Source organism: Chitinivorax sp. B, assembly GCF_005503445.1.
Classification (GTDB): Bacteria; Pseudomonadota; Gammaproteobacteria; order Burkholderiales; family SCOH01; genus Chitinivorax.
On the sequence record NZ_SCOH01000061.1, the window covers coordinates 1 to 18,184 of the forward strand.

At 54.8% G+C, this 18,184-nt stretch carries 14 protein-coding genes and 1 pseudogene; 6 read left to right on the plus strand and 9 right to left on the minus strand.

The features are described 5' to 3' along the window. Window positions 1–120: 120 nt before the first annotated feature. Window positions 121–1,683: pseudogene (locus tag FFS57_RS25900) on the minus strand (type VI secretion system Vgr family protein); the annotation flags it as partial. Window positions 1,684–2,255: 572 nt separating this feature from the next. Here FFS57_RS25900 and FFS57_RS22790 point away from each other — a divergent pair. After that, window positions 2,256–3,023 carry a 3-hydroxyacyl-CoA dehydrogenase gene (locus tag FFS57_RS22790; protein WP_137940143.1) on the plus strand — a complete coding sequence of 256 codons (768 nt, stop codon included), beginning with the start codon at window positions 2,256–2,258 and terminating at the stop codon, window positions 3,021–3,023. 192 nt (window positions 3,024–3,215) lie between these two features. Here FFS57_RS22790 and FFS57_RS22795 read toward each other — a convergent pair whose 3' ends face one another. Next, window positions 3,216–4,535 carry an ATP-binding protein gene (locus FFS57_RS22795; protein WP_137940144.1) on the minus strand — a complete coding sequence of 440 codons (1,320 nt, stop codon included), beginning with the start codon at window positions 4,533–4,535 and terminating at the stop codon, window positions 3,216–3,218. Continuing rightward, window positions 4,535–5,236, minus strand: a complete 702-nt coding sequence (locus FFS57_RS22800; RefSeq protein WP_137940145.1) for a winged helix-turn-helix domain-containing protein — start codon at window positions 5,234–5,236, stop codon at window positions 4,535–4,537. Before FFS57_RS22800 ends, FFS57_RS22795 begins: the two co-directional genes overlap by 1 nt. A 395-nt stretch (window positions 5,237–5,631) precedes the next feature. Between FFS57_RS22800 and FFS57_RS22805 the strand changes: the two genes are divergently transcribed. From FFS57_RS22805 to FFS57_RS22825, 5 genes are all read left to right on the plus strand, one after another. Then, window positions 5,632–7,554, plus strand: coding sequence for a PrkA family serine protein kinase (locus FFS57_RS22805; RefSeq protein WP_137940146.1), 1,923 nt, complete (start codon window positions 5,632–5,634; stop codon window positions 7,552–7,554). Between the two features lie 216 nt (window positions 7,555–7,770). Further along, window positions 7,771–9,039 carry a YeaH/YhbH family protein gene (locus FFS57_RS22810; protein ID WP_137940154.1) on the plus strand — a complete coding sequence of 423 codons (1,269 nt, stop codon included), beginning with the start codon at window positions 7,771–7,773 and terminating at the stop codon, window positions 9,037–9,039. Next, window positions 9,036–10,568 (plus strand): SpoVR family protein, encoded by a 1,533-nt coding sequence (locus FFS57_RS22815; RefSeq protein WP_137940147.1) that lies wholly within the window; start codon window positions 9,036–9,038, stop codon window positions 10,566–10,568. Before FFS57_RS22810 ends, FFS57_RS22815 begins: the two co-directional genes overlap by 4 nt. Window positions 10,569–10,692: 124 nt before the next feature. After that, window positions 10,693–11,445 (plus strand): substrate-binding periplasmic protein, encoded by a 753-nt coding sequence (locus FFS57_RS22820; RefSeq protein ID WP_171014156.1) that lies wholly within the window; start codon window positions 10,693–10,695, stop codon window positions 11,443–11,445. 114 nt (window positions 11,446–11,559) lie between these two features. Then, window positions 11,560–12,237: a substrate-binding periplasmic protein gene (locus FFS57_RS22825; RefSeq protein WP_171014157.1), complete on the plus strand. Its 678-nt coding sequence runs from the start codon at window positions 11,560–11,562 to the stop codon at window positions 12,235–12,237. Between the two features lie 52 nt (window positions 12,238–12,289). Here FFS57_RS22825 and FFS57_RS22830 read toward each other — a convergent pair whose 3' ends face one another. The 6 genes from FFS57_RS22830 to FFS57_RS25345 all read right to left on the minus strand — a co-directional run. After that, on the minus strand, window positions 12,290–13,174 hold the full coding sequence (locus FFS57_RS22830) for a DMT family transporter (RefSeq protein WP_137940150.1): 885 nt from the start codon (window positions 13,172–13,174) through the stop codon (window positions 12,290–12,292). A gap of 401 nt (window positions 13,175–13,575) precedes the next feature. Continuing rightward, window positions 13,576–14,775, minus strand: coding sequence for an MFS transporter (locus FFS57_RS22835; protein WP_249384133.1), 1,200 nt, complete (start codon window positions 14,773–14,775; stop codon window positions 13,576–13,578). A gap of 445 nt (window positions 14,776–15,220) precedes the next feature. After that, window positions 15,221–16,081 carry a DMT family transporter gene (locus FFS57_RS22840; protein ID WP_137940151.1) on the minus strand — a complete coding sequence of 287 codons (861 nt, stop codon included), beginning with the start codon at window positions 16,079–16,081 and terminating at the stop codon, window positions 15,221–15,223. A 62-nt stretch (window positions 16,082–16,143) separates the two neighbouring features. Continuing rightward, complete coding sequence (locus FFS57_RS22845; protein ID WP_137940152.1) at window positions 16,144–16,935, minus strand: DUF2182 domain-containing protein; 792 nt, start codon at window positions 16,933–16,935, stop codon at window positions 16,144–16,146. Between the two features lie 12 nt (window positions 16,936–16,947). Continuing rightward, window positions 16,948–17,550, minus strand: coding sequence for a DUF1326 domain-containing protein (locus FFS57_RS22850; protein WP_137940153.1), 603 nt, complete (start codon window positions 17,548–17,550; stop codon window positions 16,948–16,950). A gap of 344 nt (window positions 17,551–17,894) precedes the next feature. Then, the coding region (locus tag FFS57_RS25345; protein ID WP_171014158.1) for a hypothetical protein at window positions 17,895–18,184 on the minus strand (290 nt) is incomplete at its 5' end.

An 18,184-nucleotide genomic window follows, 5' to 3' on the forward strand; every position in this document is an offset into this window, starting at 1 on the left:
CCCCAAAATCGACCAGCCAAAGGGTTATGTGGACGGCAAGCTCGCCCGCGCCCACGTCTCAACTGCTCGCGTACTCAAGAAGGCTCGGGTGGGAAGACCTTGAAAGGGGTGGCCTTTAGGGCCCACGACCGTGGCGGTCTGCGGGCCTTTCATGACTGGCCGTTCGTGCTGCCGCAACGGACGGAACGGGATTTTTCGGCGAATGGCGCTGAAACTGTTCTGGAAGACCAGATGCGGCTGTCCGTTACGGATATTGCTATACGCCTCGACATGGGTAGACAGTACCAGAAACTGGTTATCCCCACCCGCCGTATCGAACCAGGGATGTTCGAGTATTTCAAAAGTCCGGCCAGCGATCAGGCCGCGACATTCGGCGTTACCAGTGAATTGCTTTGCCTGCCACTCACAGGCCTCCATCCGCAGACGGGCTTCGCGTTCGCCATCCCCCACACCACGATAACCGAAGGCGGGGTTGCCATCATAGACTTCCAACCTGGGTACCGCACCCTGTTCGGCAATGGTTGGCTCTTCCAGATATTGTGGTGTATGCGGGGCCTTGAAATCGAATGTATTCAGCGAAATCTTGGTCGGTTGTAGTTCACGGCTAGCGGAAAAATGCGTAATGCAATCTTCGAATTCAACCCGATCCCCCCCATTGAAGCGAATACGGGCATGGGCGTCTTGCGGTGGACAGCAGCCGGCATTGGTTGAATCGTCGACGATCACCATGGTATGGCCATCAGGACGGTGTTCAAAGTAATAGAACAGACCGAAGCGCTCCATTACCCGCGCAGCAAAATGCTGGTCGCTCTCACCATACTGTACGATGAAGCTTTCCTTCTGATAGTCCTTGTGCAGGCGGAAACTGTAATCGGCAAAGCCTGGGTAGTTTTCCTTGAACAAGGTATCGAGCACATCGCGAACCGTCATCTCCTGATAGATGCGGCTGTTGATGCGCTTGTTCAGCATACCGAACCAAGCCACGATACGGGCATCGTACATTGACATGTTGCCATCGGTATGACGGAAGGAAAACGACTCGACATAGCCGTTGATCGGGTGTTCGCTGCCATCCTGCATCGCAATGGCCACTGTCACGTTCCGGCCCATCACATCTTTCAGATCGATGTCATCGCGGGGGGATTGCAGGTCAAGATGAAACTCGAATACGTCAGACATCGCAGCATTGCCAACAATGGCAGCAATCGACAGCTTGCAATCCATGGGTAGGCCATGAATGCGCAACAGCCGGTTTTGCTGACTGAGCGAAGGCAATCCGCCACCCCCCTCCAACGCTGCCTTGGCTACTGCCGGTGCTGGCTGGAATGCAATATCGGGCGAAGCGAAATCCATGACTGCCTGGCCAGCGAGCGGATGTTCAGCAATATGCAATTTCTCGGCGATGGGTTCAGCAACGGCTTCCAGCTCTTCGGGCACAGCAACAGCCGGCGTCAGAGACCTGGCCACGGGCACGTTCTGCGGTAACCCACCCTGCGCAATATCGGAAAAAACCGACGCAGCCTGCAAGGCACGTGGATCAACACCTGCTGCCTGTGCCAAGCCATTCACCGCAGACACCCCCTGTAACGCGTCGCCTTGTTGCAACGCCTCGACGCCGTCAGCCACGGCAGTTGCGGTTTGCAATGCCTGCGGGTCAACACCTGCCACTTGGGCAAGCGACATGCCACCGTCCAGAGCTTGTTGAGGATTCAAACTGGGTACAGGGCTATGGCCAACCAGTGAATTGGCATGCTCCGGAATGAGTTGTTCTGACAAGGTAACTCCCGGTACGGATGTATGTTGGATTGGAATAAGCAGACCAATATATTCGAAACGGCGAAATTATTCCGATGACATAATATTGTATAGTCATCACCTACCTTTCACAAGCGCAGAAAAGCGCGGAATCACGCGCCTATCCATGTTTAAAACAAAATTTACACAGCATTCAATCAATGCATCAAACACGTTGACAGCCTTGTTGTTCCAACAAAATCAGCAACCCCACAATGCCGCTGAAATTATCCTGTTTCGCAAATACCCATATTGAAAACCTGACGATTCTGCATACATGAAAACTGTGACGACCCAAGCAACAAATGCACGAGGACACAATTGCTGGACGTCATCGACCCAAATACCACACAATCGCCGTACCATGCCGCCGCCAACCGCGACGGACATACCCCACTTGGCCGAGGTGCAACCCGCTCCCCAGGCCGAGCGACGACATAGCAATTCCAGAGGAGGATGACATGAACCCAGACAACAAAACTTTCATTGTGGCCGGGGGTGGTTCTGGCTTAGGCGCTGCAACCGTCAATATGCTGATTGCCCAGGGTGCCAATGTTGTGGTTGCCGACTTGAATGAAGCAACCGGATTGGCATTGGCCGAGAAACTGGGCAGCAAAGCCCGTTTCATCAAAACCGATGTTACCCAGGAAGTTCAGGTGGCAGCCGCGATCAAATTGGCACTGGATAGTTTTGGCACGCTATGGGGCGCCGTGAACTGCGCCGGCATTGCCACTGGTGAAAAAGTGGTCGGCAAGGAGGGCCCGCATCGACTGGACAGTTTTACCCGCACTGTACAGATCAACCTGATTGGCACCTTCAATGTACTGCGGTTGGCGGCTGATACCATGAGCCGTAACCACCCAGAGCACACCGGCGAACGAGGTGTGCTGATCAATACCGCCTCTGTTGCCGCATTTGACGGTCAGATTGGCCAAGCTGCTTATTCAGCTTCCAAAGCCGGTATCGTCGGCATGACCTTGCCGATCGCTCGCGAATTGGCTCGTCATGGCATTCGCGTCATGACCATCGCCCCAGGCCTGTTCGACACCCCCATGATGGCCGGCCTGCCGGAAGACGTACGAATCTCACTCGGGCAACAGGTCCCCTTCCCGTCCCGCTTGGGCCAACCAGATGAATATGCCGCGCTGGTACGTCACATCATCGAGAATCCAATGTTGAACGGTGAAGTCATCCGCCTTGACGGCGCGATCCGGATGACGGCAAAGTAAATAACCATTACGTCATAGGCAGGTGTTGAGCATCTCATATGGGATGCTCAATGCTTGCGTGCCAAGATGAAGGAACCCAACGTAATAGCAGCAAAAGTCTAGCTTAGCGACTGACCTGTCCCAAACCACCACCATACTGCCATGGCGCTTTGGCAAAGCGCCCGGTTCATTTGATTCAAGACCGCATTCGTGTCAGACAGGCCACTGCAAATAGAAATGGGCGCCCACACCTGGCTTCAAACCGATCTGGCCACCATGTAAAGCCATGATGCGTGCCGCGATGGCCAGCCCTAACCCATGACCAGCCCCATTGGGCCGACTGCCGCGCACAAACGGTTCAAATATCCGGGTTTCTTCGCCGGCTGGCACCCCTGGGCCGTCATCATGCACATGCAATGCCACCTCATCATCCTGTCGGCTGACTGTCAGCGTGACCTCACTACGGGCAAAACGGCAGGCGTTGGCCAGCAGATTACGGAAAGCATGACGAAGTTGCAGCGCATCGAACGGGACCATCAATGGCTGATCTGGCCCGTTCAGCACGACCCGGATACCGGTTTGTGGCCATAACGACAACTCCTGCCTGATCCAGGCCATCAGGTCATGTGTCTCCACCCGAATTGCGGGTTGCTGAGCGTGAGACATACGGGCATAGACCAGTGCGCTTTCAATCAACGACTCCAGCTCGTCAGTGGCTCGCTGCAGCGCTGCCAGTGTGGCATGCTTTCCATGGGCAGCCGGCAACTCGTCTTCGAGCAACGCCAAACCAAAGCGAAAGCGGGCCAGCGGCGTACGTAACTCGTGCGACACAGCACGAGACACCTCCCGCTGTTGCTCGATCAGTGATCGTAAACCTGCTGTCATCCGATTGAACTGTCCAACCACCGTTTCATAGCGCCGACTCTCGGCGGCCTGCAACTGTACGGACAAATCGCCCCCCGCCAGCACACTCATTGCCTCCTGCAAACGGCGATGGTCACGCCGGGCCGGTGCTACAAGCCATTGAGAAACTATCCACAGGAACCCGATTAATGCCAGTATAAACGCCGCAATCAACTGATGTACCGACACATAGCGCGGATAATCGCTTCGAGCCGGTGTAATCCAGATTGGCCCCAACACCAACACCTGTCGACTCCCCGCCACACGATGCAACACCATGTCCTGGTCTTCGCCCAATGTAATCTCGCCCCGCACCAATCGCGCATGATCCAGATGGGGTAATTTCATTTGATCCAGTGGCTGAATAGCCAAACGGTAGTCGAAGTCATGCTGCATGCCAGCCAACACAGTTGGCCACTGTGCCAGTGGATACGGTTTGAGCGCCTTTTCGATCAAAGTGATCGGCCCATGCATCATGCGGCGGAATTCCTCATTGCTTTGCACGGTGGCTTCATCATAGATACGATCCAGCAACAAACCAAAACCGAACCAGGCCACCCCAAGCCACGCAGCCAAACAAGCAACCAATAGCCCTCGCCGCATGCCCTGCCCACCTGATATCCAGCGCATTACCAGTCAACCTTGCTGAGCAGATAGCCCTTGCCACGAATGGTCTTGATCCGTGATGGCACATCCGGATCATCACCAAATTTGCGTCGCAACCGGCAAATACGAGTGTCGACGGAACGATCCATCCCGTCATAACCGATACCGCGCAACCCTTGAATCAAAGCTTCACGGCTGACTACCTCCCCTGCCCGCTCTGCCAGAAACCAGAGCAGATCGAATTCAGCCGTTGTCAGCGCTACCTCGTTACCAGCCAACCAGGCTGCACGGGCACGTTGGTTGATACGGAACGGCCCCAGCTGGATTTCGCCAGCTTGCGGCAAATTGACCGGGGTACGCCGCAATCGGGCCCGCAGGCGCGCCAGTAACAACCGCGGCTGCACCGGCTTGGTCAGGTAATCGTCCGCACCCAGTTCCAGGCCGAGGATCTGATCGACATCTTCGTCCCGTGCGGTCAACATCAACAACACACCGCTGTAATGCGGCATCACCCGGCGACATACCTCGAAGCCATCACATCCGGGCAGACCAACGTCCAGAATCACTACCGCCGGCTGACTGGCCAGGATGCGGTCGATGGCACGCAAGCCATTGGATTCGACCGCGACATCAAACCCGTGTTGCGCAAGATAGCGTGCGGTCAATTCCGCCAGATCTACATCATCTTCAACCAACAATAAATTCTGAGTAGATGTGGTCTCCATCTTCTATTCTCTTTATCAGTGATGATTGGCGAGGCATGGCATTGTTGTATCAAAACGACATGGCCATGAAAATGCGGGAACAGCCTATCTTTACACACAAGCAGAGGGCAAGCGCAAGCCGTGCCAAGTCGCCCCCGCCCGTCCTGGTTCGATATCCGCTCGTCGGAAAGAATGACTGACGACGAAAAAAGATTCAGCTATGCTGAATTCAGGGAGGCAGGAAAGCACTGATACGAGGCAGCATGCGGCTTTACGCTGCAATGCAATATCCGGAATCTGAAAAAAATCTGCCTTGGCGACGGAATTCCCCTCGCGTTTTCGGGACTAATCCTCTGAGCTTGTTTAGGGCTCGGCACCGGCCGAACTGACTGGTAGAGACACAAAGGGCATGACACATGGACATCTTTGAGAACTACGCAGCACGTTACGAAAAAACCCGGGAGGAGGAATACTCCCTTAAGGAATACCTGGAAATCTGCAAACGCGACAAACTCGCGTATGCCACCTCCGCCGAACGCATGCTGGCAGCGATTGGCGAACCCGAGTTGACCGACACCCGCAACGATACACGCCTGTCGCGCATCTTCGCGAACAAAGTGATCAAGGTCTACCCTGCTTTCCGAGAGTTTTACGGCATGGAAGAAGTCATTGAGCAAGTGGTGGCTTATTTTCGGCATGCGGCACAAGGGCTGGAAGAGAAGAAACAGATTCTCTACCTGCTGGGCCCCGTGGGTGGCGGCAAGTCATCCATCGCCGAAAAACTGAAATATCTGATGGAAAAGGTGCCGTTTTATTGCATCAAAGGGTCTCCGGTCAACGAATCGCCACTGGGCCTGTTCAGTGAAGATGAAGATGGCCCGATCCTGGAAGAAGACTACGGCATTCCGCGCCGTTACCTGAAAACGATCATGTCGCCCTGGGCCGTCAAGCGGTTGCATGAATTCAACGGCGACATCAATCAGTTCCGCGTCGTCAAACGTTATCCATCCGTACTGAAGCAGATTGCCGTATCGAAGACGGAACCAGGCGATGAGAACAATCAAGATATCTCGTCACTGGTCGGCAAAGTGGATATCCGCAAGCTGGAGGAATACGCGCAGGATGATCCGGATGCCTATAGCTACTCAGGTGGCCTGTGCCTGGCCAACCAAGGGCTGATGGAATTTGTAGAAATGTTCAAAGCGCCGATCAAGGTGCTGCACCCCTTGCTGACCGCCACCCAGGAAAGCAACTTCAAGGGCACTGAAGGCTTTGGCGCCATCCCGTTCGATGGCATCGTGCTGGCGCATTCCAATGAATCGGAATGGAAGCAGTTCAAGAACAATCGCAACAACGAGGCTTTCCTCGACCGGATCTACATCGTCAAGGTACCGTACTGCCTGCGTGTCAGCGAAGAGGTGAAGATCTACGAGAAGCTGGTTCGCAACTCTTCTCTCTCCAAAGCGCCCTGCGCACCTGGCACACTGAAGATGATGGCACAGTTTGCGGTACTGTCGCGACTGAAAGAGCCGGAGAACTCCAGCGTCTACTCCAAGATGCAGGTGTACGATGGCGAGAACCTGAAGGATACCGATCCGAAAGCCAAATCGATGCAGGAATACCGCGACTACGCGGGTGTCGACGAAGGCATGAATGGGTTGTCCACCCGGTTTGCATTCAAGATTCTGTCAAAGGTATTCAACTTTGACCATACCGAAGTGGCAGCCAATCCGGTGCATCTCCTGTATGTACTGGAACAGCAGGTGGAGCGCGAGCAGTTTCCGCCCGAGTCTGAACAGAAATACATGGCCTATATCAAGGAATACCTCGCGCAACGCTATGTGGAATTCATTGGCAAGGAGATTCAGACAGCCTATCTGGAAAGTTATTCGGAGTATGGCCAGAACATTTTCGACCGTTATGTGACCTTTGCCGACTTCTGGATTCAGGATCAGGAATTCCGCGATCCAGACACCGGCGAAAGTTTCGACCGCAACTCATTGAACAATGAGCTGGAAAAAATTGAGAAGCCAGCCGGCATTTCGAATCCGAAAGACTTCCGCAACGAGATCGTCAACTTCGTGTTGCGGGCACGGGCGCAAAATGGCGGCAAGAATCCGACCTGGACCAGCTACGAAAAACTCCGGACGGTCATCGAGAAGAAGATGTTCTCGAACACCGAAGAGCTATTGCCGGTCATTTCGTTCAATGCCAAAGCCAGTGCTGAAGATGCCAAGAAACATCAGGATTTTGTCGATCGCATGGTCGACAAGGGTTACACCGCCAAACAGGTTCGCCTGTTGTGCGAATGGTATCTGCGGGTACGCAAGTCGTCTTGAGTGAAGGCGGTATGAATCTGCTTCCGGATGATGCTGCAACCAGAGCATCAGGCATCATCCGGCGGCGGGTTCGCACCGACTGCTGCGCAGTCGCAGCAGGTCGTTCCGCGTGGGATGGCCATGGATGCCGCGCGGCGGCGGGCAAGCTGGTTGCAATGCCTGATCTGCCCCGGTCTGCATGATGGTGATCATCGGGATAGCAAGCAGGAGAGTGTTTTGACTTACCTTATTGACCGGCGCCTGCAAGGAAAGAACAAGTCCGCGATCAATCGCGAGCGGTTTCTACGGCGTTACAAGGCGCAGATCAAAGACGCCGTGGCACGTGCCGTGAAAGGCCGCTCCATCACGGATATCGAAAGTGGAGAAAAAGTCTCCATTCCCGTCAAGGATATCAACGAACCTACTTTTGGCCACACTCGCGGCGGTGTGTGGGAAACCGTTCACCCCGGCAACAAGGAGTATCTCAAAGGCGACCGTGTGAATCGCCCGCAAGGTGGAGGGAGCGGTGCTGGCAAGGGCAAGGCCGGGAACAGTGACGAGACCACCGAAGATGATTTTGTATTCGAGCTGAGTCGCGAAGAATTCATGAACTATTTCTTCGAAGACCTCGAACTACCCAATATGGTGAAGACGCAACTCACATCCACCACAGAATTCAAGCAACATCGTGCCGGCTTCACCGTATCCGGCACGCCCTCCAACATTCATGTCTTGCGCTCGTTGCGTGGTGCACTGGGCCGCCGAATCGCAGTCGGTGGGCCAACCCGCAAGCGGCTGAAGGAGGCGGAAGACGAACTGGCGGAACTGCTGCTCGATCTGCCAGAGGACCATCCGAAAATTCAAGCTCTACGGCACGAGATTCACCATTTACGTACCCGCATTCTGGCAATTCCATTCATCGACCCATTCGATCTACGCTACTCAAATCGGGTCAAAACCCCCAAGCCATCCAGTCAGGCGGTCATGTTCAGCATCATGGATGTCTCCGGCTCGATGGACGAACAGAAAAAGGATACAGCCAAGCGCTTCTTCATCCTGCTCTACCTGTTTCTGACCCGGGTCTACGACAAGATAGAGGTGGTTTTCATCCGTCACCACACTTCCGCGGTGGAAGTTGACGAGCAGGAATTCTTCAATTCACGAGAATCTGGCGGCACCGTCGTGTCGAGCGCCTTGCACCTGCTGCTGAAGATCGTTCGCGAACGTTATGCCAAAGGTGACTGGAACGTGTATGTGGCCCAGGCCTCGGATGGCGATAACTGGGACAGCGATTCCGTCACCTGCCGCGAACTGCTGACCAACAACATCATGGAACTGGTGCAGTACTATGCCTACGTCGAAATCACTGACGGCCCAGCCCAGAACCTGTGGGAGGAATACAACCAGGTCAAGGACTTCCACCCGCATTTTGCTATGCAGAAAATCGAGTCACCGGCCGACATCTACCCGGTGTTCCGCGAACTTTTCAAAAAGCAGCCGAAATGACTACGGAACTCACCAAAGTCAATCCCAACCGACTGCCCGAACAATCGGAGTGGACTTTTGAATTGCTCGAGCAGGTTCATAACGAGATTCGCCGCGTAGCAGAAGGGTTCAAACTCGACACCTACCCCAATCAGTTGGAAGTCATCACCGCCGAACAGATGATGGATGCCTATACGTCGGTCGGCATGCCGGTCAGCTACCACCATTGGTCGTTCGGCAAGCACTTTCTGAGTACCGAAAAAGGTTATCGACGTGGCCAGATGGGCTTGGCATACGAGATTGTGATCAATTCCAATCCATGTATCGCCTACCTGATGGAGGAAAATTCGCTGACCATGCAATCGCTGGTGATTGCCCACGCCAGCTATGGTCACAATTCTTTTTTCAAAGGCAATTACCTGTTCCGGACCTGGACCGATGCCGATGCCATCATTGATTACATGGTGTTTGCCAAACACTACATCTCGGAATGTGAGCGGCGCTATGGTGTGGAGGCCGTGGAAGAGCTGCTGGACTCCTGCCATGCTCTGCAAAACTATGGTGTGGACCGCTATAAACGGCCGGCCAAGCTATCTCTGGCAGAAGAAAAAGCCAGACAAAAAGATCGCGAAGAATACCTGCAATCGCAGGTTAACATTATCTGGCGTACATTACCGCGCCGTGACGAAACCCCTACCGCACAGGAAATACAGCGCTTTCCAGTCGAACCACAAGAGAACCTGCTGTACTTCATCGAGAAATTTGCGCCCTTGCTGGAACCCTGGCAGCGGGAGATCGTACGGATCGTGCGCAAGATCGCCCAGTATTTCTACCCGCAACGACAGACCCAGGTAATGAATGAAGGATGGGCAACCTTCTGGCATTACACCATTCTGAACCAGATGTACGACGAGGGCTTGCTGAGCGACGGCTTCATGATGGAGTTCCTGCAAAGCCATACCAATGTGGTCTATCAGCCCCCGGTCACCAGCCCTTACTACAATGGTATCAACCCCTATGCGCTGGGCTTTGCGATGATGCGGGACTTGCGCCGCATCTGCGAGGACCCAACCGAGGAAGACTATCGCTGGTTCCCGGACATGGCGGGTGGTGACTGGCAAAAAACCCTGGATTTTGCAATGCGCAATTTCAAGGATGAGAGCTTCATCGCCCAATACCTGTCACCCAAGATGATTCGGGACTTCCATTTCTTCTCAGTACTGGATGATGATGAGGACGAAAAACTGCTGATCTCTGCCATCCATGACGATGACGGCTACCGCTATATCCGCCACAAATTGGCCGAACAATACAACTTGGGCAACCGTGAGCCAAACATCCAGGTCTGGTCCGTCAATACGCATGGCGATCGTTCCCTGACCTTGCGCCACACCCAGTTCCAGCGACGACCGCTGAACCAGCAAACCGAAGAAGTCCTGAAGCATGTCGCCCGGCTATGGGGATTCGATGTGCAGTTGGAAGCAGTGGATACCCGAGGCGATGTCGTCCAGCGATATGAATGCCATCGTGAAAAAAGACATGGTCGTTAGGTTTAATCGATAACAAGATTAAAACGGCAGCCAATGCTGCCGTCTCTCAATGCATGACCCCGCCGTCCCGCAATTGCGGGGATGGTCAGTGCATGGACACATCACCGAATATCAGGAGAAGGTCATGCCTAAGTCCTTGCTGCTGGTCACTTGCCTGGCGATCAGTCTGGGTTCCACCGCATTTGCCGTCGATATCCGCACGGCTGCACAGGTGGATTCTGAACCCAAGTTTGTCACCCTCAATGGTGCAGTATCCGGTATCTGTGTCGAGGTCATGCGAGCCGTCGAGAAAACGGATCCATCCCTGAAATTTGTCGGCGATCAAAACATGACACCGTTGGCTCGTATCGAGTCCGCCTTGGAAGGAGGCGCATTAGATGCCGCTTGCGGCCTGGCCCGCAATAAGGAGCGGGAAGGCAAGTTCCTGTTTGCCACAACCCCGCTCTTCCCGGTGAACTGGCAACTGGCCGTGCGTGCCAATGACAATGTACAGATCAGCAGTTGGGATGACGTCAAGAAACTGGCGCCAGACAATGTGATTCTGATCAATTTTGGTAGTGGCGCCATCAAACGGGTGGAAGCAGTAGGTGGTCTAAAACTGGATACTGCGGGCAAGACCACCAACGATAACCTGCAAAAACTGGAAGCCGGCCGTGGGCGGTTCTTTTACTATCGCAGCCCTGGCTTCAAATCTGAACTGAAGGCCCATGCTGGCAAGTTCCGCATCCTACCTGCCGTGCTGGATTCCTCTCCGTTTTTCATGATGTTTGGTAAACACGTTGCCAAAGAAACGGTCGACAAATTCGATAAAGCCCTGCAACAGCTGTCCAAACAAGGGGATTTGGCGAAGCTGGTGGATAAATGGGATGAGTATTAGCAACTGATCTTGCCCACCCGCTGATGCTGTCCAATGCATGGCCGCCTATTACGAGCCATGATCCTGCCGTCCTTATGGTTGGCGGGGTCAATAAGTCATGCCCTTGAGTTACGGGTGGCAGCCCAACTTGAATCCGAACCGAAGTATGTCGCCACGGGTAATACCATCGGCGGCATTTGCGTCGACATCATGCGCGCTGTCGAGCAGTCCGACCCCAGCTTACGTTTTGTCGGGGACCAGCGCTGGCTGTCACTCGGCCGTATCGAGGCTGGGGTCTATTCCGGATCACTGGATGCAGCTTGCGGCATGGTCAAGAACGCGACCCGTGTCAACCGGTTTCAATTCCCGAGCCTACCCATCTATCAGGTCAGGTACCATCTGGTCGTCCGCTCGCATGATCCCATCGAGATTCACAGTTGGGAGGATGTACGGGCATTGGGGCAGCAAGGAATCGTATTGGTCAATCTGGGCAGTGGTCCAATTGGCCGCCTGGAAGCAATAGGCGGACTGTTGCTGGATACTGCCGGCAATACAACCGACACCAATCTGCGCAAGCTGGAAGCCGGGCGTGGACGGTTCTTCTACTACCGATCCCCTGGTCTGAAAAGCGCACTGGCGCCCTATTCGGGAAAATTCCGCATCCTCCCGACGGTAATGGACGCCACACCCTTCTATTTCTTCTTCGGCAAGCATGTTGCGCCCGAGGTGGTTCACCGTTTCAGCAATGCATTGGGGCAACTGGAGCAAAGTGGCGTGCTGACCCAAATTGTAGACAGATGGGACAATGAGTGAGGACTTGCAGTAATACCTCGGCTGACGGCAGTCTGGCAACAAGGTCAAGCGCCTAGCTCAACATCCGATTCAGCCCCATTCGGAGCCCCGCATACTGATGTATCGCCAGCCCCAGCAGAATCAGGCCGGTACCAGCCCACACAACTGGGTCTACCGGTTCATGGTTCAACATCTGCCCCAACAGCATGGCCGTCACTGGTGTAATCAGCTGGATCAAGGCGACCTTGCCGGCCTGCAGATGCTTCAACAAATAGAAAAACAGGCTGAATCCAATCACCGATGCCACCGACGACATGTAGCCAATGGCCAGCAAAGTCCGTGGCGACAAGCTGGCAGGCCACCCCTGACCAAACAGCCACCAGGCGATCAGATACAGCGGCACCACCAGTGTGAGCAAGCCCGCCGTGGTGGCAAATGGATCTATCGGCGCACCGATACGTTTGATCCAGACGGTGCTGACAGCTTGTGTCACCGCGCCAACCAATACCGCCATGACAGCGAACCAGGCTTGCCCACTGACCAATACCGACGAGTGATGGATGACCACCAAACCGGCAACACCCATCAACAAGCCAATCAGTTTCCGACGGGTGAACCTTTCCGACAGCCACCATGATGCAAACAGTCCGGTCCAGATCGGGCCGGTGCCATACAGCACGGCAATCAAGCCAGAAGGGATGAACTGCGCCCCCCAGTAAGTCAGCATCATTGAAACGAATTGCAGAAAACCGGCCGCAAAATAGGTTTGCAACGACAGCTTGTCAAAACCAACCCGTATCCGCATCACCAGACACACCAGCCAAGTCAGTACCAAGGCCAATACCATGCGACTGGCAATGCCAAACAGAAAACCAGTTTCGTCAACACTCCAGCGGATACCGAGTGCAGTGGTGGACCAGATGAATATGGTAGCGAGGTAGGCGGTACCGACAGGCATAATCAGTCTACGTCAGAACAGCACAAGCAAAATGCTTTGGTGGCCGGGCAATCCGGTAGAGCCACAGGGGTCGCCTGTGGCCGAAGAGCGCGGGCCTTCAGTTCATGGCCGTTGGCTGCGCAATGAGATGGGCGGATTCTCCCCCGCCTACCGGGGGCTGTCAATCATCACGACGGGCACGCCAGCAAATGATCTCAGGTCGTTAACTTGACGCTACGGCCACCAAACCATGCATCCTATACAAATCAATCATTTGCACATGCAAGAAGGCGCCCCAACCAGTGCAACATAACGCTGATCAATCGGGCTGGCGACGCTGTTCAGCACCAGCAGCTCGCCATGCAGATCGGTATAGCAGCCACCAAACTCAGGTCTTCACCCTGCTGACTGCTCAGCCCCCATCATGGTACAGGCCAGCTGATGCGTGATGCACAAATCGACACCAGTAATGCGGCCCCAGCCACCACCACCATGCCGCCAGTCAGGCCGCTCCATTGCGACACGAAACCGATGATCGGCGGACCCAGCAACGTGCCAGCTGAGCCGATGGTCGTCACTGTTGCCAAAGTGACCGGGCTACGCCTCGCAGCGGCGGAGTAGATGCAAGGCGAGACGGCTGCAATCCCCAACCCCACCAGTGCAAACCCCAGCAAGGCGGGCACCAGCCCACCCAATGATAACGCCAGCGACAGCCCAGTAAAGGCGACCACGCCCCCCGTTACGACTAGTTTTTTGGCTCCCCATTTCGCACGCCAGTCATCGGCAAACAGCCTGGCCAACAGCATGCTGGTAGACACTGCAGCAATACCCAAAGGCGCCTGATCGACGGTCGCCCCTGCCACTTCACGCAGATACAAGGCGGACCATTCGGTCATTGAACCTTCCGCTACCGTGCCAAAAAACAGGGCGCACCCCATCCACAAGGTAGCCACATCTGGCCGACCCGCCTTCGCCGCCTTTTCTCCATTATCGGATGGTGTATCCGGCAACAAACCAGGGGCTGCATAGGCTGACAGACCCAGCATCAACAACGATACAACCAGGAAATGCCCCAGCAACGAGGTCGTCAAATGGCTGAAACCCGAGGCAAACACTGCCGAGCACATCATCCCCAGGCTGAATACCGCATGCAATCGGGACATAACCGTCTGCTTGCCGACTCGCTCCACCACCACACCCTGCGCGTTCATCGCCGTGTTGATCAGGGCACAGAGCATGCCCTCTACAAACATCACCACCAATGCCTGAGGATAAGTAGGGGCCAGGGCCAAAGCAACCAACACCAGCGGCAACAAACCAACCGCACCCAGGCATAAGCGACGCGAACCGAATCTCAGCAACAAGGTTGTGGTCACAGGAAACGCACAGATCGCCCCAAGACCACAAGCCAGCAGCAAGGTACCTACCTGGGCCGCCCCCAATCCCAAGCTGTCCTTGATGTCGGGTATACGCGATGCCCAGGCCCCCACGTTGAACCCCAGCACCAGAAATAGCGCCGCCACCGCCCATTGACGACGCCGGATTGGGATAGTGCGGGATATCAGCCCTACCCGCCCAGGCGTACTGCCAATCTCTACCATGCCATTGGGCAATTGTTGCATAAGGTCAATCCACCAAAATCAGGAAAAAAATCGAAATCATGAAACAGGTAACCTGCCACCCAACGTGCAACTAATATCTCTATTGAATTAACCACACAAAGAATACCATTCAAATACCAAAACATGATCTATGTCAATCAACCGCCAATTCACCCTCATGAATCACTTAGCCAAACTCACGCCAGAGTATATCAGGCCTGCATTCAACAAAAACACGTGCCGATCAATACCAGTTGACTACCACAATTGTTAGTTGCTTGGAGACGAACAATGGGAATTCAAGGCAAGCGGACAATGCAATCCACCGCTGCTCGGCATCAGGGTTATTCTGGGTATCAAGCCAGGAAAACGTATGGGGAGTGAATCGAGAGCACAATTCGTGGAGAAGTAGAGCTGAAACAAAAGCTCATCCCTGGCCAAGGCCGACGTGAAACCAGAACATACTTCAAGTACGGCGAATCAGTACCAGCGCGATGCCACCCAGGATGGCCACCGAAGCCAGTGCCAAGCGCAGTGTGATTGCCTCCGACAACAACAATACACCACCAAAGGCCGCCAGTGGCGGTACCGACAATTGAACCGTGGCGGCCCGCATGGCGGTGAGCCCACTCAAAGCGGCATACCAGATGACATAGCCAACACCGGATGTCAGCGCACCCGACGCAATCGCCAAGGCGATACCTATTGGCGTTACGTGAGACTGCGACAGCAGCAACACACTCAAGGCCACAGCCATTGGCGTGGCGCGGAGGAAATTACCAGCCGTTACCGCCAGCGGGTTCGGTAACCCTCGACCGCGTAGCGAATAGCCACCCCACGCCACACCAGCAATTGCCATCAGCCCTGCACCCAGCAGCGGCGGTGCCGTTACCCCCGGTAGAACCAGATAGATCAAACCAGCAACCGCCAGTATCAGCCCCACCCAGGCAACTCGGTCAAATACCTCACCTGCCCGTAAGCCAGCCGTGAACATGGTAACCTGCACCGCACCAAACAAGATCAACGCACCCGTACCCGCACTAAGCGACAGATAGGCAAAGGAAAAGCAGGCGACATAAACAAACAGCATGGCCGCCGCCAGCCAGTCCGGACGAGCCGGCGTCGCCTTGCTGGGCATCAGCCGCATGATGATAGCCAGCATCAGTGCCCCCGAAACCAGTCGGATACTCGCGAAGCTGGCCGCGTCAACGGCCAGTTGCTGCAATGCAAGCCGGCATAGTAGTGAATTGGCTGCAAATGCCACCATGGCAATAGCGGTGAGCAAGATGACACGCAGGCTACCTGAGCCTGCTTTCACGTCAGACATACGCCCTTCCAGGCCGATCATCCGTCGCATTGAATGCATACCCCATCATCAGGTACCACCATTTAAGTGTGACTTGCCACCAACAACGCCGCCCAAGCCAGTAATGCGAAACCCAACGGTGCACTCAGCTTCTTCCCCCAGCTCACATTCTTTTCAATGGCCATCACTGCGGCCAGCAACAGCATCCAACCCAAGCTACCCGCCCCCACGGCAAACATCAACAACATCAGTGCCCAACAGCACCCTACACAAAACAGCCCATGATGCGCGCCCAACATGAAAGCCTGACGGGCATGATCCCGCCCTCGCCAATGCTCGATCACAAAGCTCAGCGGCGTACGGCACTTTTCCAGGCAACGATATTTCAATTTGCTGAACTGAAACATGCCAGCACTGGCAATAATGACAGCACCAATCAACCAACTATGCCAAGCCAACATGGGCACCTGAGCAATGCCACTCAGCAACAGCGCATGCAGGCCATGCGCCAACCAGCCGAAAACACCCCACACTGCCATATAACCCAGCCCAAGCAATCCCAACAACCACATCCGATCTGATCGGCCAGCCACCAATCGGTCAAAAGCATCAAACAATGGCAAGGTCGTTGGCAACATCATGGCAGCGGTCATCAGAATCCATGCTCCACCGTATAACACAGCCGGGACGATCACCTCCCCACCTGGCAAGGCACGGCATAGTGCGGCAGCCGGCCCTGCCGATGTCCAGTCCCCATGGTTCAAATAGCCACTGTATGGGCTGAGCGTCCAAGCCCACAAAACCAGCCAGGCCAGTACCACCACGCTGACCAGTACTGGCAGAAACACACGCTGATGGTATGAAACGCTGGGCATGGGCATCCTTCGTCAAGCATCGAACACAAAGGTGCTCTGCAAGGCATTGTGGTCCTTGAGATCGACATCAATACCAATCGCAGCATTTTTTGAGCGATACACCGGGGCCTTACCCACATAGGCCGGTGCCCCTGGCACGGTTGAGAAGGCCGTATCCGACAAGGTGGTCTTGCCACCTGTAGCGCCAAGATAGGGGTCCAGCTCAGCATAATAATCCGTCCCGATTGCAAGCGTCCCCTTGCCTGCTTGCACAGTGAAGGTAATCGGCGCCCGTTCCACGGATACCACCGTGCCAATCAGTTTCACCAGATCTGCCACCGGGCCGCCGGCCTTACCGGTATAGACCTTGAGTAATGCATCCTCTTGAGCCTTTGATGCGGCATCGTCGATAAAAATGGCTGCAGTCCAGTTCCCTTTCAATATATTGCCAGGTACATGGGCAACTGCAGCAATAGTGCGGCCGCTGACATCCACACCATCAACCATGCCATTGTCCATATGCCATGCAATGATGGTGTCACAGGTACCGAAATCCGGGTCCTCGCCAATCCAGCACGGACACAGAACACGACAGTTACACACCTCAAGCAGACGACCTTCCAGGTGATAGCCCATTTTGCCCCTCCATTAGAATCGGATTGATCAATACTGACAGCACGCATGAAAAAGCACGCTCGTGGCCGCGCCTGGCCATTCATTCAGAACGATATGGAAATTTGTTTCGCCCTTTGATGGCAATGCAGATTGGCATTGTGGAGGCAGTGACCAACACCTCACGCTCGTCACATGCTGGCAACAATCTTTACCTGTGGAAAAGGCTGGAATGAACAAATCGGGTATAGAACAGTTGCCATGCAAATACAAGCTCAGGGCAGCTCCATGACCAGGCTTCGGTTCACCTCATCCCGCCAGGCAAAACAGGAATCCAGGCAGCCGCCACGATACCGACATTTATCCAGCTATCGACGCCCCCCCGGGTTGTAGGTCCGATACCCGTTATGACTCAGCTTGATGCCATTATCCCATTGCTGCCCCGGGAAGCACAGGTTGTAGACAAACTGGTTGCCATTCTTGTCGGCATCCTGATCCGGCAGGGTGTTGCCGAAGGCTTCACTTTCCCAGCGCCAGGTCAGGCGTTTGTTGAACGCGTCGTAGATGGCGCGTGGGGTGTTGAGGTGGTCGGCGTAGACGTGGTAGATCAGTGGTTTGCTGGGGTCGCTGCTGTTGGGGCGCACCACCGCGATCGGGG